The 24,112-nt window shown below is 61.7% G+C and carries 21 protein-coding genes; 14 read left to right on the top strand and 7 right to left on the bottom strand.

Features of this window, described 5'->3' with window-relative positions:
* Positions 1-283 precede the first annotated feature (283 nt).
* Entirely contained in the window at positions 284-1,174 is an 891-nt protein-coding gene (locus tag HCF10_RS03680; protein ID WP_145338765.1) for a bestrophin family protein, read from the bottom strand.
* Between the two features lie 261 nt (positions 1,175-1,435).
* Here HCF10_RS03680 and HCF10_RS03675 point away from each other — a divergent pair, with 261 nt between their 5' ends.
* Genes HCF10_RS03675 through HCF10_RS03665 form a run of 3 tightly spaced genes read left to right on the top strand, consistent with a single transcriptional unit; the run spans position 1,436 to position 3,800 of the window.
* Positions 1,436-2,314 (top strand): hypothetical protein, encoded by an 879-nt coding sequence (locus tag HCF10_RS03675; protein ID WP_167654897.1) that lies wholly within the window; start codon positions 1,436-1,438, stop codon positions 2,312-2,314.
* The gene (locus tag HCF10_RS03670) at positions 2,299-3,345 is read left to right on the top strand and encodes a GGDEF domain-containing protein (protein WP_167654896.1); all 1,047 of its coding nucleotides are present in this window, start codon (positions 2,299-2,301) and stop codon (positions 3,343-3,345) included. Before HCF10_RS03675 ends, HCF10_RS03670 begins: the two co-directional genes overlap by 16 nt.
* Positions 3,342-3,800 (top strand): metallophosphoesterase family protein, encoded by a 459-nt coding sequence (locus HCF10_RS03665; RefSeq protein WP_131698752.1) that lies wholly within the window; start codon positions 3,342-3,344, stop codon positions 3,798-3,800. The genes HCF10_RS03670 and HCF10_RS03665 overlap by 4 nt, the downstream gene beginning before the upstream one ends.
* Positions 3,801-3,808: 8 nt before the next feature.
* Here HCF10_RS03665 and HCF10_RS03660 read toward each other — a convergent pair whose 3' ends face one another.
* Positions 3,809-4,120, bottom strand: coding sequence for an ArsR/SmtB family transcription factor (locus HCF10_RS03660; RefSeq protein WP_093546722.1), 312 nt, complete (start codon positions 4,118-4,120; stop codon positions 3,809-3,811).
* Positions 4,121-4,198: 78 nt separating this feature from the next.
* Here HCF10_RS03660 and HCF10_RS03655 point away from each other — a divergent pair, with 78 nt between their 5' ends.
* A complete protein-coding gene (locus HCF10_RS03655) occupies positions 4,199-5,290 on the top strand; it encodes an NADH:flavin oxidoreductase/NADH oxidase (RefSeq protein ID WP_145338761.1) in 1,092 nt (363 codons plus the stop codon).
* A gap of 189 nt (positions 5,291-5,479) precedes the next feature.
* Positions 5,480-7,606 carry a TonB-dependent siderophore receptor gene (locus HCF10_RS03650; RefSeq protein WP_167654895.1) on the top strand — a complete coding sequence of 709 codons (2,127 nt, stop codon included), beginning with the start codon at positions 5,480-5,482 and terminating at the stop codon, positions 7,604-7,606.
* Positions 7,607-7,729: 123 nt separating this feature from the next.
* On the opposite strand, the gene HCF10_RS03645 is transcribed toward HCF10_RS03650, so the two are convergent.
* Entirely contained in the window at positions 7,730-8,452 is a 723-nt protein-coding gene (locus HCF10_RS03645) for a FadR/GntR family transcriptional regulator (RefSeq protein WP_065926379.1), read from the bottom strand.
* 48 nt (positions 8,453-8,500) lie between these two features.
* Positions 8,501-10,237 (bottom strand): IlvD/Edd family dehydratase, encoded by a 1,737-nt coding sequence (locus HCF10_RS03640; protein WP_027603618.1) that lies wholly within the window; start codon positions 10,235-10,237, stop codon positions 8,501-8,503.
* Positions 10,238-10,429: 192 nt separating this feature from the next.
* Between HCF10_RS03640 and HCF10_RS03635 the strand changes: the two genes are divergently transcribed.
* From HCF10_RS03635 to araH, 7 genes are read left to right on the top strand one after another with little or no spacing between them, the layout of a single operon-like run.
* The gene (locus HCF10_RS03635) at positions 10,430-11,752 is read left to right on the top strand and encodes an MFS transporter (protein ID WP_131698749.1); all 1,323 of its coding nucleotides are present in this window, start codon (positions 10,430-10,432) and stop codon (positions 11,750-11,752) included.
* 15 nt (positions 11,753-11,767) lie between these two features.
* The gene (gene araD1 / locus HCF10_RS03630) at positions 11,768-12,760 is read left to right on the top strand and encodes an AraD1 family protein (RefSeq protein WP_167654894.1); all 993 of its coding nucleotides are present in this window, start codon (positions 11,768-11,770) and stop codon (positions 12,758-12,760) included.
* A gap of 10 nt (positions 12,761-12,770) precedes the next feature.
* Positions 12,771-14,351, top strand: coding sequence for an aldehyde dehydrogenase (NADP(+)) (locus tag HCF10_RS03625; RefSeq protein WP_167654893.1), 1,581 nt, complete (start codon positions 12,771-12,773; stop codon positions 14,349-14,351).
* A 19-nt stretch (positions 14,352-14,370) separates the two neighbouring features.
* Positions 14,371-15,234, top strand: a complete 864-nt coding sequence (locus tag HCF10_RS03620; protein ID WP_167654892.1) for an SMP-30/gluconolactonase/LRE family protein — start codon at positions 14,371-14,373, stop codon at positions 15,232-15,234.
* A gap of 31 nt (positions 15,235-15,265) precedes the next feature.
* Complete coding sequence (locus tag HCF10_RS03615) at positions 15,266-16,270, top strand: substrate-binding domain-containing protein (protein WP_090405878.1); 1,005 nt, start codon at positions 15,266-15,268, stop codon at positions 16,268-16,270.
* Positions 16,267-17,769: an L-arabinose ABC transporter ATP-binding protein AraG gene (araG, locus tag HCF10_RS03610; protein ID WP_167654891.1), complete on the top strand. Its 1,503-nt coding sequence runs from the start codon at positions 16,267-16,269 to the stop codon at positions 17,767-17,769. Before HCF10_RS03615 ends, araG begins: the two co-directional genes overlap by 4 nt.
* A 9-nt stretch (positions 17,770-17,778) precedes the next feature.
* Positions 17,779-18,747: an L-arabinose ABC transporter permease AraH gene (gene araH, locus HCF10_RS03605; RefSeq protein ID WP_131700749.1), complete on the top strand. Its 969-nt coding sequence runs from the start codon at positions 17,779-17,781 to the stop codon at positions 18,745-18,747.
* Between the two features lie 125 nt (positions 18,748-18,872).
* Here the strand turns inward: araH and HCF10_RS03600 are convergent, their stop codons facing one another.
* Entirely contained in the window at positions 18,873-20,021 is a 1,149-nt protein-coding gene (locus HCF10_RS03600) for an aldose epimerase family protein (protein ID WP_131700750.1), read from the bottom strand.
* Positions 20,022-20,157: 136 nt separating this feature from the next.
* Here HCF10_RS03600 and HCF10_RS03595 point away from each other — a divergent pair, with 136 nt between their 5' ends.
* On the top strand, positions 20,158-20,925 hold the full coding sequence (locus HCF10_RS03595) for an SDR family NAD(P)-dependent oxidoreductase (protein ID WP_131700751.1): 768 nt from the start codon (positions 20,158-20,160) through the stop codon (positions 20,923-20,925).
* Positions 20,926-21,063: 138 nt separating this feature from the next.
* Here the strand turns inward: HCF10_RS03595 and HCF10_RS03590 are convergent, their stop codons facing one another.
* Together HCF10_RS03590 and HCF10_RS03585 are read right to left on the bottom strand one after the other, a co-directional pair.
* Positions 21,064-21,660, bottom strand: a complete 597-nt coding sequence (locus tag HCF10_RS03590; RefSeq protein WP_131700752.1) for a glutathione S-transferase family protein — start codon at positions 21,658-21,660, stop codon at positions 21,064-21,066.
* A 113-nt stretch (positions 21,661-21,773) separates the two neighbouring features.
* Positions 21,774-22,736: an AraC family transcriptional regulator gene (locus HCF10_RS03585; protein ID WP_131700768.1), complete on the bottom strand. Its 963-nt coding sequence runs from the start codon at positions 22,734-22,736 to the stop codon at positions 21,774-21,776.
* A 100-nt stretch (positions 22,737-22,836) separates the two neighbouring features.
* Here HCF10_RS03585 and HCF10_RS03580 point away from each other — a divergent pair, with 100 nt between their 5' ends.
* Positions 22,837-24,072, top strand: a complete 1,236-nt coding sequence (locus HCF10_RS03580; RefSeq protein ID WP_095186022.1) for an MFS transporter — start codon at positions 22,837-22,839, stop codon at positions 24,070-24,072.
* Positions 24,073-24,112 lie beyond the last annotated feature (40 nt).

Here is a 24,112-nt window from a genome sequence, read left to right as displayed (position 1 = left end):
GGATCTCGCGACCGCTGCTGTCGAGGAAATTGGCCAGGGCCCCCTCGCGCAAGTTCAGCACAACCATAACGGCCACCAGGATGACTGGCAGGCACGCGATAGCGGCAAACGCCCAGGTCAACTTTTGCTTGATATTCATGACTTCACCCGCGGGTATTTATATTTTTGGCAAGGAGAAAACAGTGGCGTCGAGCGTCGCATGTGTTGTTTTGAGGGGATGTAGCCCATGCGTACTCCCTTTGTATCGACTGCGGGAGCACGCACTTTAGGCCGAAGGGCATGTTTATCCGATGCGCTCGCCACCCAGCGCATCACGCTGCATCGACTGCAGGTTTTTCTCGATGGTTTCGCAGATGGCTTCCATCTGGATCTGGTGTTCGCTGGAGCGGAACGGACTTTGCAGGTCGGTGCCGATACGCTCGATGGCCAGCAGCATAAAGCCCACAACGGTGGACGCCAGCGGGGTGAACCAGCCCAGGGATTCCACCAGGCCCACGGGCACGATCAGGCAGAACAGCGAGATAAACAGGCGTGGGAAATACACGTAAGGGTAGGGCAGTGGCGTGTTGGCGATCCGCTCCATGCCGCCCTGGGCGTTGGACAAATCCACCAGGGTCGACTCCATCCGCGCCAGGCGAATGCTGTCCAGGTGCCCGGTCTTGTATTCCTTGGCCAGCAACGCCGCCGAGCCGGTGAGGATGTCATTGGCAAAGTTATTGGTGGCGCCGTTGCGGGCGAATTCCTCGGAGGGGATAAAGGCGCGTACTTCATCAGGGCACGGTTCGCCCTTGAGGTGGGCGGCCAGGCAATTCACATACGCCACATGGCGGCGCAGCAGGGTGGCCTTGACCGGGTTCACTTCGCCGTCGGGATCGTCCAGCAGGGTTAATACCTGCCGGGCAAAGCTGCGAGAATTGTTGACCATCGCCCCCCACAGCGTGCGTGCCTCCCACCAGCGGTTATAGGCGCTGCTGTTGCGAAAACTGATGAGCACGATCAGTGCCGAGCCCAGCAGGGTAAGGGGCATCAGCGGCAAGTTGATCTTGGCGGTGAGGAACAGCATGAAGTCTACGGTGACGGCGACGTCCCACAGCAACAGCCAGAACAGCGACCAGCCCACATAGCCCATGGTCTTGATGATCAGGCGGTACTTTTTGATGATGGCGGCTTTCAAACGACAACCTCGCGGCGAGCGGTAAGCAACAGTGCCTTAGCTCGGACGTCGGCTTGCAGGGAAGGTTCGCAGCGCTGACTGAAACGGTTAAGCCGCCTGAGTTTTCTGGAACAATTTTGGTAGCGACGATGTCCCCTGAACTAATCACGATAGATTGCGCTCAAGGCGAAACGCCATTATCGGTGCTGCAATTGAGATCAGTGAATCCAAGTTGGTTGATCAGGGCTCTTTCTCATGTGCAGTGGTTCGTTGAAGTTGGCGATGGAACAGTCGGCGCGGGCGTTTGAGCGCCATGTGGATTTTGAAGCGTGTATTCGTACCCATTATTCGATTTTGTTGGAGTCCTATTCAAAAAGACCGTTTTTCTATAAGACCGCACTGAAGTTCAGTCGCTTGATGGTGTCCTTTACGTTATTGAGCACGTATTTCTCCAAGCCGGTGCCATTACTGTCCGAGGTGAAAGAGTTTTGTATGGCGCGTGGGTTCTGTTCCAGGAACAGCCTGGAGTCGATCTTCCTGCTGTTCAGGGCGTTGGGGTTCATGACGGTGTCGAGGCATGCGGATGACAGCCGTTTGCGGGTATTCAGCCCGTCATCCCAAGCCTGCGAGGAGATCCGGCTGATGCTCACGTCCGTGGTCGAGCCGCTGGGCGTGATGTGCCCGCAAACCGCGGTTTGCAGCTCAATGAACGGGTTGGATGATCGGGCTTACCTGGCACGTTATTTCAAAGGGTTTTTGGTCCTTCTGTCCCATAACGTGACCATTGACCTGTTGATGCCTGATTGTTATTGGCTGGTAAAGCGCGATGCCGGGCATATGTTGATGTTGGCGATCTATAACGATGCGTGTGCGCTGGATAACCAGGGGGCAAGCTTCAGGACTTCGTCCTACCTTTCCATCGCAGAGCAACTCTCGGTGTCCAAGACACACGTTATTCGCTTGGTGCAAGAGGGGGCCGACCGGGGCTATTTCAAGATTCACTCCAAGACACTGCTTGAAGTCCTGCCACCTTTTATGGTGTTGGTAAGACGCTTCATGGCGTATTCGTTTGCGACCTGTCTGCACAGTCTTCAACTAAGTCATGCCGATAACAAAGCGGCCACTCATACACAGGGAGTGACGGGATGCCGGCTAATGTGAAACTCAGGCCACGAATGCAAAGGCTGTTGTCGCCCGCCATTGCCCAGGCCGAACTGATCGGGATTTTCGCCTGGCTGGCGGTGTTGCTGGTTGATCGCGGGGGGCGGTTCGGCTGGCCGGTCGTGCTGGTCACGATGGGGCTGTGCGTGGTGTATAGGGTTCACCGGGCGGTGACTCAGTATGTGCTGTGGCGGGCACTGGGCGTGGCCTACATGGTGCTGCTGTCCGCGGGTTTTGCCTATGTGGTTCACACCCGTCCCGAGCTGCAGGTATTCGCCTTGCCGCTGGCCGTGACCTTGGTGATGAGCAGCGCAATCCTGTTTATCGTGGTTCAGGACTTTCTGGTCTGCGCCGCCTTGGTCTGGTTACTGACGTGGCCCAGCATTCAGATGAGCCTTTACGAAGGCGTCGATATCTACGTGTTTATCTTTTGCGCCTCGTCGGTGGCGATCGGCTTTATCTTGAATGTCTACTACCTAAAGAACCTGCGTTCCGTGTTACTGGTGGAGAGTGAGTTTCGGGAGTTGGCCGAGACCGATTACTTGACCTCCATCCTGAATCGGCGGGCCTTTATGGAGAGCTTCGCCAAACTGATTGCGGCCGGTGATACCGGCTACTTCATGATGCTGGATATCGACAGTTTCAAATTGAAGAATGACCAGTTCGGCCATGACGTCGGCGACAGGATTCTCTGCGCCATGGCCGCGTGCCTTAAATCCACCCCGGGCAGCCACAGTTTCGGCAGGATTGGCGGCGAAGAATTCGGGGTGCTGCTGGTGGGCGATGACCTTGGTCTCGCCACCGATTACGCGCTGCGCCTGCTGCAAGCGATCCGCAGCAGTGTCGCGTCGCCCCATGACTACACCTGCAGTGCGGGCATGACACATTTCACGGTCGGGGCCGATATGTCAGCGGTTCTCAAGCGTGCCGACCGCAACCTCTACACCGCCAAGGGCAACGGCAAGGACCGCGTGTATCTGGATGGCGCGCCGGTGTCCCACGGTTCGATGTCCACCCCGGAGGCCCTATGAAAGTTGGCGTGATTTCCGATACCCATGGCCTGCTGCGGCCTGAAGCCGTGGCGGCTTTGCAGGGATGTGAACAGATCATCCATGCCGGTGATATCGGCAGCCCTGAGATTCTTCAGCAATTGGCGCAGATCGCGCTCCTGCACGTGGTGCGCGGCAACAACGACCAGGACGCGCCGTGGGCACGGCAGGTGCCCGACTATCTGATGCTGGATGTGGGTGGATGGCGGACGCTGGTGGTGCATGACATCGCCGACGTACCTGCATTACTCGATACGCCTACGCGGCTGGTGATCACCGGCCATTCGCACAAGCCCCTGATCGAATGGCGGGGCGCAACGCTGTATGTGAACCCCGGCAGTGCAGGGCGGCGGCGCTTCACGTTGCCGGTGACGTTGGCGGTGCTGGAGGTGCGGGAGATGACGATCGAGTCGCGGCTGATCGCGCTGCTGGACTGATCCGGGTTTTATTGTTGCGCCAGGATGCTCTGCAACAACCCCGGAAACCGTTCCTCAAGCACATCGCCGCGCAATGAATTCATATGGGTGGTGCCCACGCTGCGGGTGTGTACCAGGCCGGCATCGCGCAGGACCCGGAAGTGGTGAGACATACTGGACTTGGGGCGCCCGCCGTCCAGTTCGCCGCAGGTGGCTTCGGGCACACCGGCCAGGCAGCGCACGATTTCCAGGCGCACCGGGTCACTCAGGGCGTACAGCAGACGCTCGAGGGTCAGGTCTTCAAGGGGAGGGTGTTTAAAGGCTCGCATGAAACGAATCATAACAGGGGGGTATCATCGAATACCATAGTTCGATTACCATCGAACTATCGAATCATTCACTCGCTCCCGGAGTTCTCAATGTCCGCTTTGTTCGAACCGTTCAAACTCAAAGACGTCACCCTGCGCAATCGCATCGCCATCCCGCCTATGTGCCAATACATGGCCGAGGACGGCATCGTCAACGACTGGCACCTCGTGCACCTGGCCGGTATGGCGCGTGGCGGCGCCGGTTTGCTGGTGGTCGAAGCCACCGCTGTAGCGCCTGAGGGGCGCATCACCCCAGGTTGCGCCGGTATCTGGAGCGACGCCCACGCCGCAGCGTTCGTGCCCATGGTCAAGGCCATCAAGGCCGCCGGCTCGGTGCCAGGCATCCAGATCGGTCACGCCGGTCGCAAAGCCAGCGCCAACCGCCCGTGGGAAGGGGACGACCATATGCCTGCCTCCGATGCGCGCAGCTGGGAAACCATCGCGCCGTCGGCCATCGCCTTCGGTGCCAACCTGCCGCAAGTGCCACGCGCCATGACCCTGGACGACATCGCTCGGGTCAAGCAGGACTTCGTCGACGCCGCCCGCCGTGCCCGCGACGCCGGTTTCGAGTGGATCGAACTGCACTTCGCCCATGGCTACCTGGGCCAGAGCTTCTTCTCCGAGCATTCCAACCAGCGCACCGACGCCTACGGTGGCAGCTTCGACAACCGCAGCCGTTTCCTCCTGGAAACCCTGGCCGCCGTGCGCGAAGTCTGGCCAGAGAACCTGCCGCTGACCGCGCGTTTTGGCGTGATCGAATACGACGGCCGTGACGAGCAGACCCTCACCGAATCCATCGAACTGGCCCGCAACTTCAAGGCTGGCGGCCTGGACCTGCTGAGCGTCAGCGTCGGTTTTACCATCCCCGACACCAATATCCCGTGGGGCCCGGCCTTCATGGGCCCGATCGCCGAGCGCGTGCGCCGCGAAGCCGGCATCCCGGTGACCTCGGCCTGGGGCTTTGGCACGCCGCAACTGGCAGAAGGCGCGTTGCAGTCTGGGCACCTGGACCTGGTCTCGGTCGGTCGTGCGCACCTTGCGGACCCGCATTGGGCGTACTTCGCTGCCAAGGAGCTGGGCGTGGAGAAATCCTCCTGGACCTTGCCGGCGCCTTACGCCCATTGGCTGGAGCGCTATCGCTAAGGTAAGCCAGGCAGTCTATAGGCCACTCAATTGAGTGGCTTTTTTTCGTCTCGGTATTGATACAAAACGGATACTCAAAAAACAACGAATGAGAATAGATATCAAACGAGAATTCATTGATATATCATGCGCCGCGAATTCTTGGCAGGTTTGCCGCCCCTTCTGGCTCTTTCACTAGGTTCAACATCCATGCGTCGTACCTTGATTTCCCTCTGTGTGCTTCAGGCGTTTTCGCCTTTTACCTGGGCAGAGGTTGTCCCTGCCGACAAGGCCAGTCTTGAGCTGCAGGCCACCAATGTCACGGGCGAGGCGGACTACGAGACGGCGCAAGGGCCGGTCAAGGGCTACCACGCCACACGTTCGGCGAGTGCGACGCGCACCGACACCTCGATTCATGAAACCCCGCAGTCCATCAGCGTCGTGTCCAAGGATGTGGTCGAAGATATCGGCGCCACCCGCTTGCAGGACGCACTGGACTACGCCGGCGGCGTGGGCCGCGCCAACAATTTCGGTGGGCAGGGGCTCACCACCTTCACCGTACGTGGCTTCACCACCGGCGAGTTCTACCGCAACGGTTTCCCGATCAACCGTGGCTACCCGAACATGCCGGATGCCAACACCATCGAACGCCTCGAAGTGCTGCGCGGTCCGGCAACCATGCTGTATGGCCGTGGCGATCCCGGCGGCACCTTCAACGTGGTGTCCAAGCAACCGCTGGCCGAGCCGACCGTGACCCTCGGCAGCCAACTGGATGACCAAGGCATGCAGCGCGCCACCCTTGACGCTTCCGGCCCGCTGGACGAACAAGGTCGCCTGGCCTATCGCCTGAACGTGGTGGGCGAGGGCGGTGACACCTTCCGTGATCATGTCGAAACCGAACGCTACGGCGTGACGCCGGTGATCACCTGGCAGGCCAGCGATGACACCAAGGTGATCTTCGAAGGCGATTTCATGCGCAACAACCACCCGCTGGACCGTGGCCTGACGCGCTACCCCAATCAAAAAGGCACCGCCTCGCGCGACACCTTCTGGGGTGAAAAAGACGTCGGTAAACTGCACAACGACAACAGCATGGCCCAGCTGCGTTTCGAGCACCTGCTCAATGACAGCTGGACCCTGGGCGGTGGTTTCCAGTGGCTGGACGGCACCTTGCAAGGCAATGCCATTGAAGCCAACAGCCTGGGCGCCGACGGTCGCACCCTGAGCCGCAACTTCAACTACCGCAAACTGGAGTGGACCGATAAAGACACCCAGCTCAACCTCACCGGGCATTTCTCCACCGGCGGTTTCGACCACACCTTGCTTACCGGCGTCGAGTTCGAAGACTACGACTACAAGTCGATTATCCAGCGTTCCAGCGGTTTGGCGGGTAGCTATCCCATCGACATCTTCAACCCGGTCTACGGCCAGGCGCGCCCGAACCTCACGCGCACGCCGACCCACGACAAGGAAAACCTCAAGACCTACGCTGCTTTTGTCCAGGACCAGGTGGCCCTGACCGAGCGTTTGAAAGTCCTTGCCGGCGCACGCTTCGAGCGCTTTGAACACGACTACCACACCTACGTGCCGGGCGGTAAAAGCTGGGAAGCCAGCGACAACGCCGTCACCCCACGCGTCGGCGTGATCTACGACCTCACCGACACCGTCGCGGTCTACGCTGACGCCGCGCGTTCGTTCAAGCCCAACACCGGCGCCAGTCGCCAGGGCGGTGGTTTTGAACCGGAGAAAGGCAAATCCTACGAGATGGGCATCAAGTGGGAAGCTCTGGACCGTCAACTCAGCGTCGACGCCGCGATCTACCAGATCGAGAAGAAAAACGTGCTCACCACCGACCCTCTCGACTCAACCTTCAGTGTCGCTGCCGGCCAGGTGCGCAGCCGTGGTTTCGACTTGAACGTGGCGGGCAATATCACCCCCGAGTGGCGTGTGATCGGCGGCTATGCCTACGTGGACGCCGAAGTGACCAAGGACAACACCCTGCGCACCGGCACGCGTTTGCTGAACATCCCGCGAAATAGCTTCAGCCTGCTCAACGTCTACGAATTCCAGGACGGCGCCCTCAAGGGCCTGGGCCTGGGCGCGGGTGGCAAGTATGTGGATGAGCGGGCCGGGCAGACTTCCAACAATGCCTTCTCGATGGACGCCTACACCGTGGTCGACCTGCTCAGCTACTACAAGGTCAACGACAAGGTGCGGCTGAACCTGGATGTGAAGAACCTGTTCAATCGCGACTATGAAGAAGGTGCGTTTGGCAACGTATACGCCTACCCAGGCGAACCGCGCACGGTGCAGGTAGGCATCGCCTACACCCTCTAACGGCCTGCACAGTTTCAATGTGGGAGGGGGCTTGCCCCCGATAGCGGTAGACCAGTCGATGTTGCTGTGACTGAACCACCGCTATCGGGGGCAAGCCCCCTCCCACATTTAATTGCGTTTACATTACAACGGCGTGAGCACATTCATCACCGTATCCAACGCCACCCGCGTGTCATCCAGCTGCACCAGCGACGCATGCCGGGCGCCGAGGGCGTCGCGGTTCTGGATCGCGGTGAGGATCGCCTTGTGCCGGGGCAGGCTCAGGCCCTGGATGTCCGGGCGGCGGTTGGTGATGTTGATCGACTCGCGCAGCGGCAACGACAGCATGTTGCACATATAGGCGAGCAGGTCGTTGCGGGTGGCGTCGGCGATGGCGCGGTGGAAGTCCAGGTCGGCCTGCAACAGCTGTTCGTGGGTCTGCGCGGTTTCCATGCCCTGGTAGGCTTTTTCGATGGTGGCGATGTCTTCATCGGTGGCGGTGGTCGCCGCCATGGCGGCAATCTCCGGCTCGAGGATGCGCCGCACACCGGCCAAGGTATTGAAAAATTCACTGTGGGGCGTGGACTGCATCAACCAGGACAACACGTCCGGGTCGAGCAGGTGCCATTTCAAGCGCGGCCGCACCACCGCGCCCACCCGTGGCTTGGAATACACCAGGCCCTTGGCGCTGAGCACCCGGGTCGCCTCGCGCAACACCGAACGACTGACCTTGTACTCCTCGCAGAGCGTGGCCTCCATGGGCAGCCGTTCTTCGGGCTTGAAGCGACCTGAAACGATGTGCATGCCCAAGTCCTGAACGATCTGGGCATGCATGCTCTTGCGCGGCTTGGGCGGCTGGTGATCCATAACGACAGGGATGCTCTGACTTAAATTCGCGGCATCATAGCATCCCAATTAGTGGGAATGCCGGGGGACTTCAGCCCCACGGCAACCCACCAGGAAGTCAAAGTCGCAACCCTGGTCGGCCTGCAGCACATGGTCGATGTACAACTGGCGGTAGCCGCCGACGATCAGGTTCTGCGGCGGCTTCAGGTCGGCCATGCGCGCCGCCAGCTCTGCGTCGGGGATGTCCAGGTGCAGGCGGCCGTTGGCGCAGTCGAGTTCGATCCAGTCACCTTCCTTCACCGTGGCCAACGGTCCGCCGGCCGCGGCTTCCGGCGCCACATGCAACACAACCGTGCCGTAGGCGGTGCCGCTCATGCGCGCGTCGGAGATCCGCACCATATCGGTCACGCCCTGGGCCAGCAGTTTGGCCGGCAAGCCCATGTTGCCGACTTCGGCCATGCCTGGGTAACCCTTGGGCCCGCAGTTTTTCATGACCAGGATCGAGTTGGCGTCCACGTCCAGTTCCGGGTCGTTGATGCGCGCCTTGTACATGTCGAAGTTCTCGAACACCACCGCGCGGCCGCGATGCTGCATCAGCTCGGCGCTGGCGGCCGACGGCTTGAGCACCGCACCGAGTGGCGCCAGGTTGCCGCGCAGCACGCAGATGCCACCGTCGGCGCGGATCGGGTTGTCGAGGGTGCGGATCACTTCGTCCTGGCCGTAGATCGGCGAGTCCTTGGTGTTCTCGCCCAGGGTCTTGCCGTTGACGGTCAGGGCATTCGGGTGCGGGATCAGGTTGGCTTCACCGAGGCGACGCAGCACGGCGGGCAGGCCACCGGCGTAGTAGAACTCTTCCATCAGGAAGCGCCCGGACGGTTGCAGGTCGACGATGGTCGGCATGCCGCGACCGATGCGGGTCCAGTCGTCCAGGTCGAGCTCGACGCCGATGCGCCCGGCGATGGCTTTCAAGTGGATCACGGCGTTGGTCGAACCACCGATGGCGGCGTTCACGCGGATGGCGTTTTCAAACGCTTCCTTGGTGAGGATCTTCGACAGCTTCAAGTCTTCGCGCACCATCTCCACCGCACGCATGCCGGACATATGGGCCAACACATAACGGCGCGCATCCACTGCCGGGATCGCCGCGTTGTGGGGCAGGGAAGTGCCCAGTGCCTCGGCCATGCAGGCCATGGTCGACGCGGTGCCCATGGTGTTGCAGGTGCCCGCCGAACGCGACATGCCGCCTTCGGCCGCGAGGAAATCATCCAGGGTAATGGTGCCGGCCTTGACCTGTTCACTGAGCTGCCACACCACGGTGCCCGAGCCGATGTCCTGGCCCTTGTGCTTGCCGTTGAGCATCGGCCCGCCGGTGACCACGATGGCCGGTACGTCGCAACTGGCGGCGCCCATCAGCAGGGCCGGGGTGGTCTTGTCGCAGCCGGTCAGCAGCACCACACCGTCAATCGGGTTGCCGCGAATGGCTTCCTCCACGTCCATGCTCGCCAGGTTGCGGGTGAGCATGGCGGTGGGGCGCAGGTTGGATTCGCCGTTGGAGAACACCGGGAATTCCACCGGGAAGCCACCGGCCTCGATCACGCCACGTTTGACGTGCTCGGCGATCTGGCGGAAATGCGCGTTGCACGGGGTCAGCTCCGACCAGGTATTGCAGATACCGATGATCGGCTTGCCATGAAACTGATGGTCGGCAATGCCCTGGTTCTTCATCCAGCTGCGGTACATAAAGCCGTTTTTGTCGGCGGTACCAAACCACTGGGCGGAGCGTAGGCCGGGCTTTTTATCAGACATGATCGATTCTCTTATTGTATGACTATATGTTCTATGTGTGCTTAAACATAAGCGCAAAATCGATGCTTTGGAAGAGTTGTTTTGTAAATAGTCCTACTATATAGTCTGGCTTAACTGAGGTATGACCCTGGCGGATTTTCGCGAGAGGCGTCCCCCGAGCTTCTATAAGAACAACAATCGGAGATCGACCCCATGAGCCAGGAACTGCGGCTTATTCGGCGCATCACGCTGAAACTGATTCCCTTCCTGATCCTGCTGTACCTGATCGCCTACGTGGACCGCTCCGCCGTGGGTTTTGCCAAGCTGCACATGGGCGCCGACGTCGGTATCGGCGATGCGGCCTATGGCCTGGGCGCGGGATTGTTCTTCATTGGCTACTTCCTTTTCGAGATCCCCAGCAACCTGATGCTCGACCGCTTCGGCGCACGGCGTTGGTTCGCGCGGATCATGATCACCTGGGGCGCGATCACTATCGGCATGGCCTTCGTGCAAGGGCCGCATAGCTTCTATGTGATGCGCTTCCTGCTCGGCGCGGCCGAAGCCGGATTCTTTCCCGGCGTCCTGTACTACATCACCCAATGGTTCCCGGTGCGCCATCGCGGCAAGATCCTCGGGCTGTTCATCCTCTCCCAACCGATTGCGATGATGATCACCGGCCCCGTGTCCGGCGGCCTGCTGGGCATGGACGGCATTCTCGGCCTGCATGGCTGGCAGTGGCTGTTCATCGTGATCGGCACCCCGGCGATCCTGCTCACCTGGCCGGTGCTGCGCTACCTGCCGGATGGCCCCAAGCAGGTCAAATGGATGAGCGACGACGAAAAGGCCTGGCTCACCGGTGAGCTGGACAAAGACCTGCAAGCCTACGGCCAGACCCGCCACGGCAACCCGCTGCATGCCCTCAAGGACAAACGCGTGTTACTGCTGGCGCTGTTCTACCTGCCGGTGACCCTGAGCATCTATGGCCTGGGCCTGTGGTTGCCGACCCTGATCAAGCAGTTCGGCGGCACCGACCTGGTCACCGGCTTTATCTCCGCGGTGCCGTACATCTTCGGCATCATCGGCCTGCTGATCATCCCGCGCAGTTCCGACCGCCTGAATGATCGCTACGGCCACCTCGCCGTGCTTTATGTGCTGGGCGCCATCGGCCTGTTCTTCAGTGCCTGGCTGAGTGTGCCGGTGCTGCAAATGGCCGCGCTGTGCCTGGCGGCGTTTGCGCTGTTTTCCTGCACCGCAGTGTTCTGGACCTTGCCGGGGCGCTTCTTTGCCGGCGCCAGTGCGGCGGCGGGCATTGCCTTGATCAACTCGGTGGGCAACCTCGGTGGCTATATCGGTCCGTTCGTGATCGGTGCGCTCAAGGAATACACCGGCAACCTCGCCTCGGGCTTGTACTTCCTGTCCGCGGTCATGGTGTTCGGGCTGGTCTTGACCGGCGTGGTCTACCGCGTGCTGGAGCGCAAGCACGTACTGCCCGCCGATCAATTCGCCGCCAGCGCCCGTGGCGCCACACGTACTTAATCTGGGAGAAGTTTCATGCGTTTAGTTCAGTTCGAGTCAAGCAACGGTGAACGCCGGGTCGGCGTTGTAGAAGGCGACACAGTGCGCGAAGTACTTACCGCGCGCAGCGTGCGCGAACTGGCGCTGGCTGCCATCGAGGCGGGCGTCAAGTTGCAGCAGCAGGTCGAGAGCCTGGGCCTGGGCGACAGCCATGACTACGCCACGCTGCTGGCCGACCTGAAGATTTTGCCGCCGTTGGATCACCCGGACCCGGCCCATATGCTCATCAGCGGTACCGGCCTGACCCACCTGGGCAGCGCCTCGGCGCGGGACAAAATGCACCAGCAGGCCGGCGATGAGAGCACCTTGACCGACACCATGCGCATCTTCAAATGGGGCGTGGAGGGCGGCAAGCCCGCTGCCGGCCAGGCCGGCGTACAACCGGAATGGTTCTACAAGGGCGACGGCAGCATCGTCGTGCGCCCAGGCGAAGCCTTCCCGGTGCCACCGTTTGCCGAAGACGCCGGTGAAGAACCGGAAATCGGCGGCCTGTATGTGATCGGCCCGGACAGCAAGCCCTATCGCCTGGGTTTTGCAGTGGGCAACGAGTTCTCCGACCACATCATGGAGCGCAAGAACTACCTGTACCTGGCCCATTCCAAGCTGCGCAGTTGCAGCTACGGTCCCGAGCTGCGCGTGGGCGAGTTGCCCCAGCACCTGGCCGGCACCAGCCGCATCCTGCGTAACGGCGAGGAAATCTGGCGGAACGAATTCCTCAGTGGCGAGGCCAATATGTGCCACAGCCTGGAAAACCTCGAGTACCACCACTTCAAATACCGCCAGTTCCTCAAGCCGGGCGATGTGCACATTCACTTCTTCGGCACCGCCACGCTGTCATTCGCCGATGGTATACGTACCCAACCGGGCGATGTGTTCGAGATCAGCCAGGCCGAGTTCGGCGCGCCGTTGGTCAATGGCGTCGGCAGCAGCGATGCGGCATTTGAACCCGGCCAAGTCACCCCCCTTTAAGGAGATCAACATGACCCAGTTCCTTGGCCACAACTTCATCGGCGGCCAGCGCAGCGCCAACGGCAGCATCAAGCTGCAGAGCGTCGATGCCAGCACGGGCGAGACCTTGCCGCAGGATTTCTACCAGGCCACGCCGGAAGAGGTCGATGCCGCCGCCAAGGCCGCCGCCGCGGCGTATCCGGCTTACCGTGCGTTGAGTGCCGCGCGCCGTGCGCAGTTCCTGGACGCAATAGCCGACGAGCTGGATGCCCTGAGCGATAACTTCATCGAGCTGGTCTGCCGTGAAACCGCGCTGCCCGCCGCACGTATCAAAGGCGAGCGTGGGCGTACCAGCGGCCAGATGCGCCTGTTCGCCACGGTGCTGCGTCGCGGTGATTTCTACGGCGCGCGCATCGACAAGGCGTTACCCGATCGCCAGCCGCTGCCACGCCCGGACCTGCGCCAATACCGCATCGGCCTGGGCCCGGTGGCCGTGTTTGGCGCGAGCAACTTCCCCCTGGCGTTTTCCACCGCAGGCGGCGATACCGCAGCGGCGCTGGCGGCCGGTTGCCCGGTGGTGTTCAAGGCTCACAGCGGGCATATGGCCACGGCTGAACAGGTGGCCAGTGCAATCATTCGCGCGGCAGAAGCGACCGAGATGCCGGCGGGTGTGTTCAATATGATCTTTGGTGGCGGCGTCGGCGAGGCGCTGGTCAAGCACCCGGCGATCCAGGCGGTGGGCTTTACCGGCTCGCTCAAGGGCGGTCGCGCCTTGTGCGACATGGCCGCGGCACGCCCGCAGCCGATCCCGGTGTTTGCCGAGATGTCGAGCATCAACCCGGTGATCGTGCTGCCCCAGGCCCTGCAAGCGCGAGCGGAAACCGTCGCACGGGATCTGACCGCGTCGGTGGTGCAAGGCTGCGGCCAGTTCTGCACCAACCCTGGCCTGGTGATCGGTATCGCGTCGCCGCAGTTCACCGCGTTTACCCAACAGGTCGCCCAACTGATCGGCGAGCAACCGGCGCAAACCATGCTCAATGCCGGCACCCTGAGCAGCTACGGCAAAGGCCTGGAAAAACTCCTGGCTCACTCGGGCATTCAGCATTTGGCCGGTAGCACCCAGGCGGGCAATCAGGCGCAACCGCAGCTGTTCAAGGCGGATGTACGCTTGCTGATCGAGGGCGATGAAGTGCTGCAGGAAGAAGTCTTCGGCCCTACCACGGTGTTTGTCGAAGTTGCTGATCAAGCCCAACTCAGCGCCGCCTTGCACGGCCTGCACGGACAGCTCACCGCGACGATCATTGGCGAACCGGCAGACTTTCAAGAGTTCGCCGAACTTACGCCGCTGCTGGAACAGAAAGTCGGGCGCATCCTGCTCAACGGCTACCCGACCGGCGTCGAAGTCTGCGACTCGATGGTGCATGGCGGCCCGTATCCGGCGACGTCGGATGCCCGTGGCACCTCGGTCGGCACCTTGGCCATCGACCGTTTCCTGCGTCCGGTGTGCTTCCAGAACTACCCTGACAGCTTGCTGCCCGACGCGTTGAAAAACGCCAACCCGTTGCGCATCCAGCGCCTGGTGGATGGCACGCCATCCCGCGACTCGCTGTAAACACTCATCAGGAGGCGTCATGTCGTGTACCGCTGTCACTGAGCATCGTGCGCAACTGGGGGAAGGCCCGTTCTGGGATGTGCCGACCCAGGCGCTGTACTGGGTCAATATCGCCGGCAAACAGGCCCTGCGCCTGATGGGCGGGCAGTTGCAGATCTGGCAGTTGCCCGAGCACGTTTCGGCGTTTATCCCGTGTGAAAGCGGTGATGCGCTGGTGACCTTGAGCAGCGGTGTCTACCGCCTGGACCTGGCCACCGAAGCCCTCACCCTGCTCTGCGTGGCCGACCCGCAGCCGGGCAACCGTGGCAATGAAGCACGCTGCGATGCCCAGGGCCGCCTGTGGCTGGGCACCATGCAGAACAACATCGGCGAACACGGCGAAGACCTGCCGATCACGCGGCGCTCCGGCGGCCTGTTTCGCATCGATGCGGATGCACAGGTCACGCCGTTGCTCCACGGCCTGGGCATTCCCAACACCTTGCTGTGGAGCGAGGACGGCCGCCAGGTGCATTTCGGTGACAGCCTGGACGCCACGCTCTACCAGTATTCGATCCAGGCCGACGGTCAACTCCAGCCGCCAACCGTGTGGTTCGGCCCGCACGCGCGCGGCGGGCCGGATGGCTCGGCCATGGACAGTCAAGGCTACCTCTGGAACGCCCGTTGGGACGGCAGTTGCCTGCTGCGCCTGACGCCCGAGGGGGAGGTGGACCGCATTATCGAGTTGCCCGTGAGTCGCCCCACCAGTTGCGTATTCGGTGGCCCCCACCTCACCACCTTGTATATCACCAGCGCCGCCAGTCCATTGGATCACCCTTTGGACGGCGCGGTGCTGGCCATCGAAGTCGATGTACCCGGCATGCCTTGCCATCGCTTTGCCGGTTAATGCCTAAAAACAACAACAAGGAGTCACCCGTATGAATCGTCGTCGTGGTATCCGTTCCCTGTGCTGCGCCGCTGTGGCGGTCTCGGCCATGAGCTTGAGCGGGCTGTTGCTGGCCGCTGAAGAAGTGAAAATCGGTTTCCTGGTCAAGCAGGCCGAGGAACCGTGGTTCCAGACCGAATGGGCCTTTGCCGAAAAAGCCGGCAAGGAACATGGCTTTACCGTGATCAAGATCGCCGTGCCCGATGGCGAGAAAACCCTCTCGGCCATCGACAGCCTGGCCGCCAACGGCGCCAAGGGCTTTGTGATCTGCCCGCCGGATGTGTCCCTGGGCCCGGCCATTGTCGCCAAGGCCAAGGCCAACGGTTTGAAAGTGATTGCCGTGGATGACCGCTTTGTCGACGCCAAGGGCAACTTCATGGAGGACGTGCCGTACCTGGGCATGGCCGCGTTTGAAGTCGGCCAGAAACAAGGCGCGGCCATGGCTGCCGAAGCGAAAAAACGCGGTTGGGACTGGAAGGACACCTACGCGGTGATCAACACCTTCAATGAACTCGACACCGGCAAGAAACGCACCGACGGCTCGATCAAATCCCTCGAAGAAGCCGGCATTCCCAAGGACCATATCCTCACCGCCGCGCTGAAAACCCTCGACGTTCCCGGCAGCATGGACGCCACCAACTCGGCCCTGGTCAAGCTGCCCAGCGGCGCGAAAAACCTGATCATCGGCGGCATGAACGACAACACCGTGCTCGGCGGCGTGCGCGCCACCGAAAGCGCCGGCTTCGCGGCGGCCAATGTGATCGGTATCGGCATCAATGGCACCGACGCCATCGGCGAATTGAAGAAAGCCAACAGCGGCTTCTTCGGCTCGATGCTGCCAAGCCCGCACATCGAGGGCTACAACACTGCGCTGATGATGTACGAGTGGGTCACCAAGGGCACTGAGCCGCCTAAATACACGGCCATGGATGAAGTGACCTTGATCACCCGCGCCAACTTCCAGGAAGAGCTGACCAAGATCGGGCTGTGGAAATGACCGCTGCGGCCCTGCGTTTTGACGCTATCGGCAAAACCTTTCCCGGGGTCAAGGCGCTGGACGGCATCAGCTTCACCGCCCATCCGGGGCAGGTGCACGCTCTGATGGGCGAGAACGGTGCGGGCAAGTCGACGCTGCTGAAGATATTGGGCGGTGCCTATATCCCCAGCAGCGGCAGCGTGCAGATCGGCGCGCAGACCATGGCGTTCAAATGCGCCGCCGACAGCATCGCCAGCGGCGTGGCGGTGATTCACCAGGAGCTGCACCTGGTGCCGGAAATGACCGTCGCCGAAAACCTGTTCCTCGGGCATTTGCCATCGCGCTTCGGCGTGGTCAACCGGGGCCTGCTGCGCAAGCAGGCCCTGGCTTGTCTCAAGGGCCTGGCGGATGAAATCGACCCCGAGGAAAAACTCGGCCGCCTGTCCCTGGGCCAGCGCCAACTGGTGGAAATCGCCAAGGCGCTGTCCCGTGGCGCCCATGTGATCGCCTTCGACGAACCGACCAGCAGCCTGTCGGCGCGGGAGATCGACCGGTTGATGGCGATCATCACGCGCCTGCGGGACGAGGGCAAAGTGGTGCTCTACGTCTCGCACCGCATGGAAGAGGTGTTCCGCATCTGCAACGCGGTCACGGTGTTCAAGGACGGCCGCTACGTGCGTACCTTTGACGACATGAGTGCGTTGACCCACGACCAACTGGTGACCTGCATGGTCGGTCGCGACATCCAGAACATCTACGACTACCGCCCGCGCGAGCACGGCGAGGTGGCGCTCAAGGTTGACGGTTTGTTGGGCCCGGGTTTGCGTGAACCGATCAGTTTTGAGGTGCGCAAAGGCGAAATCCTTGGCCTGTTCGGTTTGGTGGGGGCAGGGCGCACGGAGTTGTTCCGTTTGCTCAGCGGTTTGGAGCGCGCCAGTGCCGGCAGCCTTGAGTTATGCGGGGAGGCCCTGCAACTGCGCTCACCCCGCGACGCCATCGCCGCCGGTGTGCTGCTGTGCCCGGAAGACCGCAAGAAGGAAGGCATCATTCCGCTGTCCAGTGTCGCCGAGAACATCAATATCAGCGCGCGTGGAGCCCACTCTTCGTTCGGCTGGCTGCTGCGCGATGGCTGGGAGAAGGGCAATGCCGACCAGCAGATCAAGGCAATGAAAGTCAAAACCCCGACCGCCGCGCAAAAGATCATGTACCTGTCCGGCGGCAACCAGCAGAAAGCCATTCTTGGCCGCTGGCTGTCGATGCCCATGAAGGTGCTGCTGCTGGATGAGCCGACGCGTGGCATCGACATCGGCGCCAAGGCCGAGATCTACCAGATTATCCATAACCTCGCGGCCCAGGGCATTGCGGTGATCGTGGTGTCCAGCGACCTCATGGAAGTGATGGGCATCTCCGACCGCATCCTGGTGCTGTGCGAAGGTGCGATGCGCGGCGAACAAACCCGTGAACACGCGACTGAATCCAACCTGCTGCAACTGGCCCTGCCGCGCGGCCTGGCGAACTGAGAGAAGACCATGACGACTCAAAACAACGCGCTGCCGACGGCACGCAAACCCCTCGATATGCGCGCACTGCTCGACAACTGGGCGATGCTGTTGGCTGCGGTGGGCATCTTTGTCCTGTGCGCCTTGCTCATCGATAACTTCCTCTCGCCGTTGAACATGCGCGGGCTGGGCCTGGCGATCTCCACGGTGGGCATCGCCGCCTGCACCATGCTGTTCTGCCTGGCGTCGGGGCACTTCGACTTGTCGGTAGGCTCGGTGATTGCCTGCGCCGGCGTGGTGGCGGCGATTGTGATGCGCGATACCGACAGCGTCATGCTGGGCATCGGCGCGGCGCTGCTGATGGGCCTGGTCGTGGGGCTGATCAACGGCATCGTGATCGCCAAGCTGCGGGTCAATGCGTTGATCACCACCTTGGCGACCATGCAGATCGTGCGCGGCCTGGCCTATATCTTTGCCGACGGCAAGGCGGTAGGGGTGTCCCAGGATCAGTTCTTTATCTTTGGCAATGGCCAGTTGTTCGGCGTGCCGGTGCCGATCCTGATCACCATCGTGTGCTTCCTGTTTTTCGGCTGGCTGCTCAACTACACCACCTACGGGCGCAACACCATGGCCATCGGCGGCAACCCGGAAGCGGCGTTGCTGGCGGGGGTGAACGTCGACCGCACCAAGATCCTGATCTTCGCCGTGCACGGTCTGATCGGCGCATTGGCCGGGGTGATCCTCGCCTCGCGCATGACCTCGGGCCAACCGATGATCGGCCAGGGTTTCGAGCTGACGGTGATTTCTGCCTGCGTGCTGGGCGGGGTGTCGCTGAGTGGCGGCATCGGCATGATTCGCCACGTGATCGCCGGGGTGTTGATTTTGGCGATCATTGAGAACGCGATGAACCTGAAGAACATCGACACCTTCTACCAGTACGTGATCCGCGGTTCGATCCTGCTGCTGGCGGTGGTCATCGACCGCATGAAACAACGCTGAACTTCTTGTCATGTGAGGCTCAAAATGTGGGAGGGGGCTTGCCCCCGATGGCGGTGTATCAGAAGCAAATATGCAGACTGACACTCCGCAATCGGGGGCAAGCCCCCTCCCACAGTAAAGCGGTTTTAATCGGCGGTGAATTTGAAGACGGTGTTCTGGGTATACGTCTGCCCTGGATTCAAACGAGTCGAGGCAAACGTCGGTTGGTTAGGCGCATCCGGATAGTGCTGGGTCTCCAAGGTGAAACCACTCCAGTGCAGGTAGGTCTTGCCACCTTTGCCCTTCACCGAACCATCCAGGAAGTTGCTGGTATAGAACTGCACCCCTGGTTCGCTGGTGTAGAGCTGCAAGCGCCGGCCTGACGCCGGGTCATGCACCTCGGCGGCCAGTTGCTTGACGTCGCCTTTGGTGTCCAGCGCCCAGTTGAAGTCAAACCCACCCTGTTTTGGCTCGGCAAACTTGAGCTGCGGATGATCCTCCTTGATGTGCTGCCCAATCGGGGTGGGCTTGAGGAAGTCCATCGGCGTGCCCTTGACCGGTGCGAGTTCGCCGGTCGGAATCAAGGTGGCGTTCACCGGGGTGTAATGGCTGGCATGCAAGGTCGCGACTTGCTTGAGGATGTCGCCGTTACCCGCACCGGCCAGGTTGAAGTAGCTGTGGTTGGTGAGGTTGAGCACCGTCGGTTTGTCGGTGGTGGCTTTGTAGTCGATGTGCAGTTCGTTCTTGTCGTTGAGGCGGTAGGTGACTTCGGTTTTCAAGTTACCGGGAAAACCCATCTCACCGTCCTTGGACAGGTAGCTCAGCTTCACGCCGACCGAGTCCTTGTCCTTGACCGACTCGGCCTTCCACACCTGCTTGTCGAAGCCCTGGGCGCCGCCATGCAGTGAGTTGGGGCCGTCGTTGAGCGGCACCTGGAAGCGCTTGCCGTCGAGTTCAAAGGCGCCGCCGGCCAGACGATTGCCGAAGCGGCCGATGGTTGCGCCGAAAAACGCCGTACCGCTTTGATAGCCTTGCACGTCGTCAAAGCCCAGCACCACATCGTCGACCTTGCCGTTTTTGTCCGGCACTTTCAGCGATTGCAACACGCCGCCGTAGGTGATCACCGTGGCTTGCATGCCGTGACTGTTGCGCAAGATGTACTGTTCGACGGCAGTGCCGTCGTTGGTTTTACCGAAAGGTTTTTGCTCGCTGCTCAGACCGGCCGCCTGGGCGCCGCCGCTGGCGATCATCATGGACAGCGCCAGGCCGGACAGCAGGTATCGAGGGTGCTTCATGGTCGAACTTCCTTTTGTTGTTTTGAGTGGAATAGTTCTACTAATAGCGATATTTTGTCGTTGTGACAGCGAATTTATAGCCTTTTACCCCGGTTTCGTAAAATAAAATAAGACTAATTGATCGAGGCATCCTTTTATGAGTACTGAACACGCCGTTTATCCCGACCTCAAGGGCAAGACCGTATTGATTTCCGGGGGCGCCTCGGGGATCGGCGAATTCATGGTGCGGGCCTTCGCCGTGCAGGGTGCCAAGGTCGGGTTTGTGGACCGCGCGCAAAGCCAGGGTGAACGCCTGGCGGCGCTGTTGAGTTCCCAGGGGCATGCCGTGGAGTTCGTGTGTTGCGACATCACCGATGAAATCGCCTACAAGGCGGCGATAGGGCGCTTCGAGCATTCCCTGGGGCCGATCACCGTGCTGGTGAACAACGCCGCCAATGACGTGCGCCACACCCTGGAAGAAGTCGATTCGGAAACCTTCGACAAGCTGATCTCAGTCAACCTGAAGCACGCCTTCTTTGCCGCCAAGGCCGTGGTGCCGATGATGAAACGTGCCGGCAGCGGCTCGATCATCAACCTCGGTTCCGTCGGCTGGATGATGGCCTCCGCCGGCTACCCGGTGTACGCCGCCAGCAAGGCCGCCGCCCACGGCATGACCCGCGCGCTGGCACGCGAGCTGGGGCCCAACCGTATCCGTGTGAACACGCTGGTGCCGGGCTGGGTGATGACCGAAAAACAGCTGGCCATGTGGGTGGATGACGCCGCCAAGGAACTGATCAGCCGCAGCCAGTGCCTGCCCGGCAGCGTACTGCCGGAACACATCGCCAATATGGCGCTGTTTCTTGCTTCCGATGCGTCGGCGATGTGTTCGGCGCAGAACTTTATTGTGGATGGCGGCTGGGTCTGAGCCGAACACGTCAGTTCAGGCAACCCAAATCAATGTGGGAGGGGGCTTGCACCCGATAGCAGTCTTTCAGTAATACATCTGCTGACTGACACACCGCCATCGGGAGCAAGCCCCCTCCCACATTTGAAACTGTGTCGCTTATTCGATGGGGTAACGCTTGAACGCCGGATGCTGCTCCAGCCTTTCGGCATGCCGTTGCAGGTTGGGAAACGCATCCGCCTTGACCACCGACGCCACGGTGAACTGGCTGAACGACCACGCCACCGCCGCCGTAATCGACGCCTGGGTCAGTGCTTCGCTGTCGCCCAGTTGCTTGTCCAGCAACCCATAGGCCGCGAGCAATTGGCCGGTCACGCGCTCAAGCCACGGTGCATGCAGTTTCTCGGCCGGGCGCAGGTTGTGTTCATAGACGATCTGCACGCTCTTCTCACAGGCTGCCAGCGCCAGTCCCAGAACGTGCAAGTCCTTGGCCAGTGCCGCCGGTTGTTGGGGCAGCAGCTTCCTGTCAGCGGGGGCCAGGGCTTCGAGGTAATCCAGGATCAAGCTGGAGTCCATCAATACCGTGCCATCGTCCAGCACCAGGGTAGGGGCCTTGACCACCGGGTTGATCTGCGCAAATTCGTTGAAGGTGCGGAACACGGACAAGGGTTCATGCACGAAATCCACCCCGTACAGGTCCAGGGAAATTGCCACGCGGCGTACGTAAGGCGAGTCCAGCATGCCGACCAGTTTCATGAAGCCTCCATTGCTATCAGGGTGATGGGCTCAAGAGATTAAGGTTACTCGGTCATCCTGCGCAATGGCCGTTACGTCTCCACCCACTGCCCAATCGGTCGGCAAGGATGTCCTCATGCCGGGCTCCTGAAGCCTTGGCGGCTGGCGCCCGGCGGTTGCCCGGTGATGCGTTTGTAGGCGCGACTGAAGGCCGCCTGGGAGGTGTAGCCGAGGCGGTATGCCACTTCTTCGATGGGCAGTCGCTCCAGGGTCAGCCACTGGCTGGCGAGGCGCATGCGCAGCTCGGTCACGTAACGCAGCGGCGGTACCCCCAGGGTCGCCTGGAAACGATCCGCGAACACCGAGCGTGAGGTATGACAGTGCGCCGCCAGTTCGGCCACGCTCCAGTCGCGTCCCGGTTGCTGGTGCAGGGCGAGCAGGGCGCCGGCCAGGCGGGTGTCGCGCAACGCGGCCGCGAGGCCCGACGCATTAGCGCAGGCGCACTCGACCCAGCCCCGCACGATCATCGCCGCCACCACATCGGCCAGGCGCGCAAGGATGCCGGCATAACCGACGCGGGCGCTGGAGACTTCGCGTTCCATCACCGCCAGGATCGGCATCAAGCCGGGGTAACGCTGGCCCCCGGCGTCGATCAGCATCAAGGCCGGCATCAGGTTGCCGAGGCCTTGGATGCTGTCGAGCTCGAACTCCATGCAGGCGCTGAACAGCAGGGTGCTGGAGGGAGCAAAGGGCGAGGCATTCACCGCGCACACGGTATCGCCCAGCGGTGCAGCGTCGAAGCTGGCGATGTCCTGCACGGGATCATCCGGGTTGGACAGCAGCGCATGGGCGCCACCGTGGGCGATAAACACCGCATTGCCGGCCGACAACTCAAAGAGGCTGCCGTCGTGCAGGCGCAGGGTCGCGCAGCCGGCGGCCAGAAAATGGAAATACGCATGGCCTGGCTTGGCCGCAAAGCTGATGCCGAACACCGGCCCGGCCTGGATGCGCCGGTACTGCACGCCGCGCAGGCGCATGCTGCGCAGCAGCTCATTGATCAGCTCGGAGGACAGGGTGAATGCGTTGTCGGCTGGCATATTCGGGGTTTCGGTCAATAAATCAAGGGTTTTAATCATAGATCATCCTGATGGGCAAACCTAGACTGGCGGTCACGTAAATGCCTGAGGATGTCCTGTGATGAATGATTGTGTGTCCCATGCCCCTGTCGATGGCAGGGCAGAACCGACCACGCCGGCCTGGATGGCGGTGTTTTCTCTGGCGATGGGCGTGTTCGGCCTGCTCACGGCGGAGTACCTGCCGGCCAGCCTGCTGACGCCGATGGCCTTGGACCTGGGCGTGTCGGAAGCGTTGGCCGGGCAAGCGGTCACGGTTACGGCGGTGGTGGCGTTGTTCGCCGGTTTGCTGGTGCCAGGCCTGACGCGCGGTATCGACCGGCGCTTGGTGCTGTTGGGGTTCTCCACGCTGATGATTGCGTCCAACCTGCTGGTGGCGTTCTCGTCCAGCCTCCTGGTGCTGTTGTTGATGCGTATCCTGCTGGGCATTGCCCTCGGCGGTTTCTGGAGCATGGCGGCGGCCGTTGCGATGCGCCTGGTACCGGCGGCATTGCTGCCGCGTGCCTTGTCGATCATCTTCAGCGGCATTGCGGTGGGTACCGTGGTCGCGGTGCCATTGGGCAGCTACCTGGGGGACCTGTATGGCTGGCGCAGTGCATTTGTGGCTGCGGCCGCCGTCGGCGTGGTGACCCTGGCCTTCCAGCTGTTCACGCTGCCGCGCCTGGCACCCAGCGGCACCGCGCGCCTGCGCACCGTGCTTGATGTACTGCTGCGCCCCGGCATTGCCATCGGCATGTTCGGCTGCGTGCTGGTGCACACCGGGCACTTCGCGCTGTTTACCTACATTCGCCCGTTTCTGGAAAGCGCCACCGGGGTCGGCACCCAGGGGCTGGCGTTGATGCTGCTGGGGTTCGGCGCGGCGAATTTTGTCGGCACGCTGCTGGCCGGGTGGTTGCTTGTGCGCAACCCCCGGGGAACCCTGGTGTTGATGCCGGTCCTGGTGGGCGTCGCTGCGTTGGCCCTGGTGTTGCTGCCTGCGTCACTGCCGGGTCAGGCATTGCTCCTGGCGCTGTGGGGCATGGCCTTTGGCGGGGTGCCGGTGGCGTGGTCGAACTGGGTGGCGCGTGCGGTGCCGGATCAGGCCGAAAGTGCCGGTGGCATGGTGGTCGCTTCGGTGCAATCGGCCATCGCGGCGGGTGCGGCGGGCGGGGGCGCGATGTTCAGTGCCACCGGCATCGACGGGGTGTTTCTGGGCGCGGGTTGCTTGATGCTGCTGGCGGCCTTGTTGATCGCGCTGCGAGTGCAGGTGCCCCGGCACGCTGCGGCGGGGAGTGTGACGCACCACCCGTCTTTGGTTTAGTCTCAAGCGCTTCGCTGATCGCAAACGCTTCTGGAGCCGT

It is taken from the genome of Pseudomonas sp. B14(2022) (genome assembly GCF_012030485.1).
GTDB lineage: Bacteria > Pseudomonadota > Gammaproteobacteria > Pseudomonadales > Pseudomonadaceae > Aquipseudomonas.
This window is presented reverse-complemented; position numbering and strand designations above follow the sequence as displayed.

Excerpts from the sequence above, each read along its gene's own strand:
- araD1 (WP_167654894.1), top strand. The coding sequence starts at position 11,768 with ATGCGTTTAGTTCAGTTCGAGTCAAGCAACGGTGAACGCCGGGTCGGC.
- HCF10_RS03580 (WP_095186022.1), top strand. The coding sequence starts at position 22,837 with ATGAATGATTGTGTGTCCCATGCCCCTGTCGATGGCAGGGCAGAACCG.
- HCF10_RS03595 (WP_131700751.1), top strand. The coding sequence starts at position 20,158 with ATGAGTACTGAACACGCCGTTTATCCCGACCTCAAGGGCAAGACCGTA.
- HCF10_RS03625 (WP_167654893.1), top strand. The coding sequence starts at position 12,771 with ATGACCCAGTTCCTTGGCCACAACTTCATCGGCGGCCAGCGCAGCGCC.
- HCF10_RS03645 (WP_065926379.1), bottom strand. The coding sequence starts at position 8,452 with ATGGATCACCAGCCGCCCAAGCCGCGCAAGAGCATGCATGCCCAGATC.
- HCF10_RS03640 (WP_027603618.1), bottom strand. The coding sequence starts at position 10,237 with ATGTCTGATAAAAAGCCCGGCCTACGCTCCGCCCAGTGGTTTGGTACC.
- HCF10_RS03585 (WP_131700768.1), bottom strand. The coding sequence starts at position 22,736 with ATGCCAGCCGACAACGCATTCACCCTGTCCTCCGAGCTGATCAATGAG.
- HCF10_RS03615 (WP_090405878.1), top strand. The coding sequence starts at position 15,266 with ATGAATCGTCGTCGTGGTATCCGTTCCCTGTGCTGCGCCGCTGTGGCG.
- araG (WP_167654891.1), top strand. The coding sequence starts at position 16,267 with ATGACCGCTGCGGCCCTGCGTTTTGACGCTATCGGCAAAACCTTTCCC.
- HCF10_RS03590 (WP_131700752.1), bottom strand. The coding sequence starts at position 21,660 with ATGAAACTGGTCGGCATGCTGGACTCGCCTTACGTACGCCGCGTGGCA.
- HCF10_RS03660 (WP_093546722.1), bottom strand. The coding sequence starts at position 4,120 with ATGATTCGTTTCATGCGAGCCTTTAAACACCCTCCCCTTGAAGACCTG.
- HCF10_RS03600 (WP_131700750.1), bottom strand. The coding sequence starts at position 20,021 with ATGAAGCACCCTCGATACCTGCTGTCCGGCCTGGCGCTGTCCATGATG.
- HCF10_RS03665 (WP_131698752.1), top strand. The coding sequence starts at position 3,342 with ATGAAAGTTGGCGTGATTTCCGATACCCATGGCCTGCTGCGGCCTGAA.
- araH (WP_131700749.1), top strand. The coding sequence starts at position 17,779 with ATGACGACTCAAAACAACGCGCTGCCGACGGCACGCAAACCCCTCGAT.
- HCF10_RS03635 (WP_131698749.1), top strand. The coding sequence starts at position 10,430 with ATGAGCCAGGAACTGCGGCTTATTCGGCGCATCACGCTGAAACTGATT.
- HCF10_RS03650 (WP_167654895.1), top strand. The coding sequence starts at position 5,480 with ATGCGTCGTACCTTGATTTCCCTCTGTGTGCTTCAGGCGTTTTCGCCT.
- HCF10_RS03620 (WP_167654892.1), top strand. The coding sequence starts at position 14,371 with ATGTCGTGTACCGCTGTCACTGAGCATCGTGCGCAACTGGGGGAAGGC.
- HCF10_RS03675 (WP_167654897.1), top strand. The coding sequence starts at position 1,436 with ATGGAACAGTCGGCGCGGGCGTTTGAGCGCCATGTGGATTTTGAAGCG.
- HCF10_RS03655 (WP_145338761.1), top strand. The coding sequence starts at position 4,199 with ATGTCCGCTTTGTTCGAACCGTTCAAACTCAAAGACGTCACCCTGCGC.
- HCF10_RS03670 (WP_167654896.1), top strand. The coding sequence starts at position 2,299 with ATGCCGGCTAATGTGAAACTCAGGCCACGAATGCAAAGGCTGTTGTCG.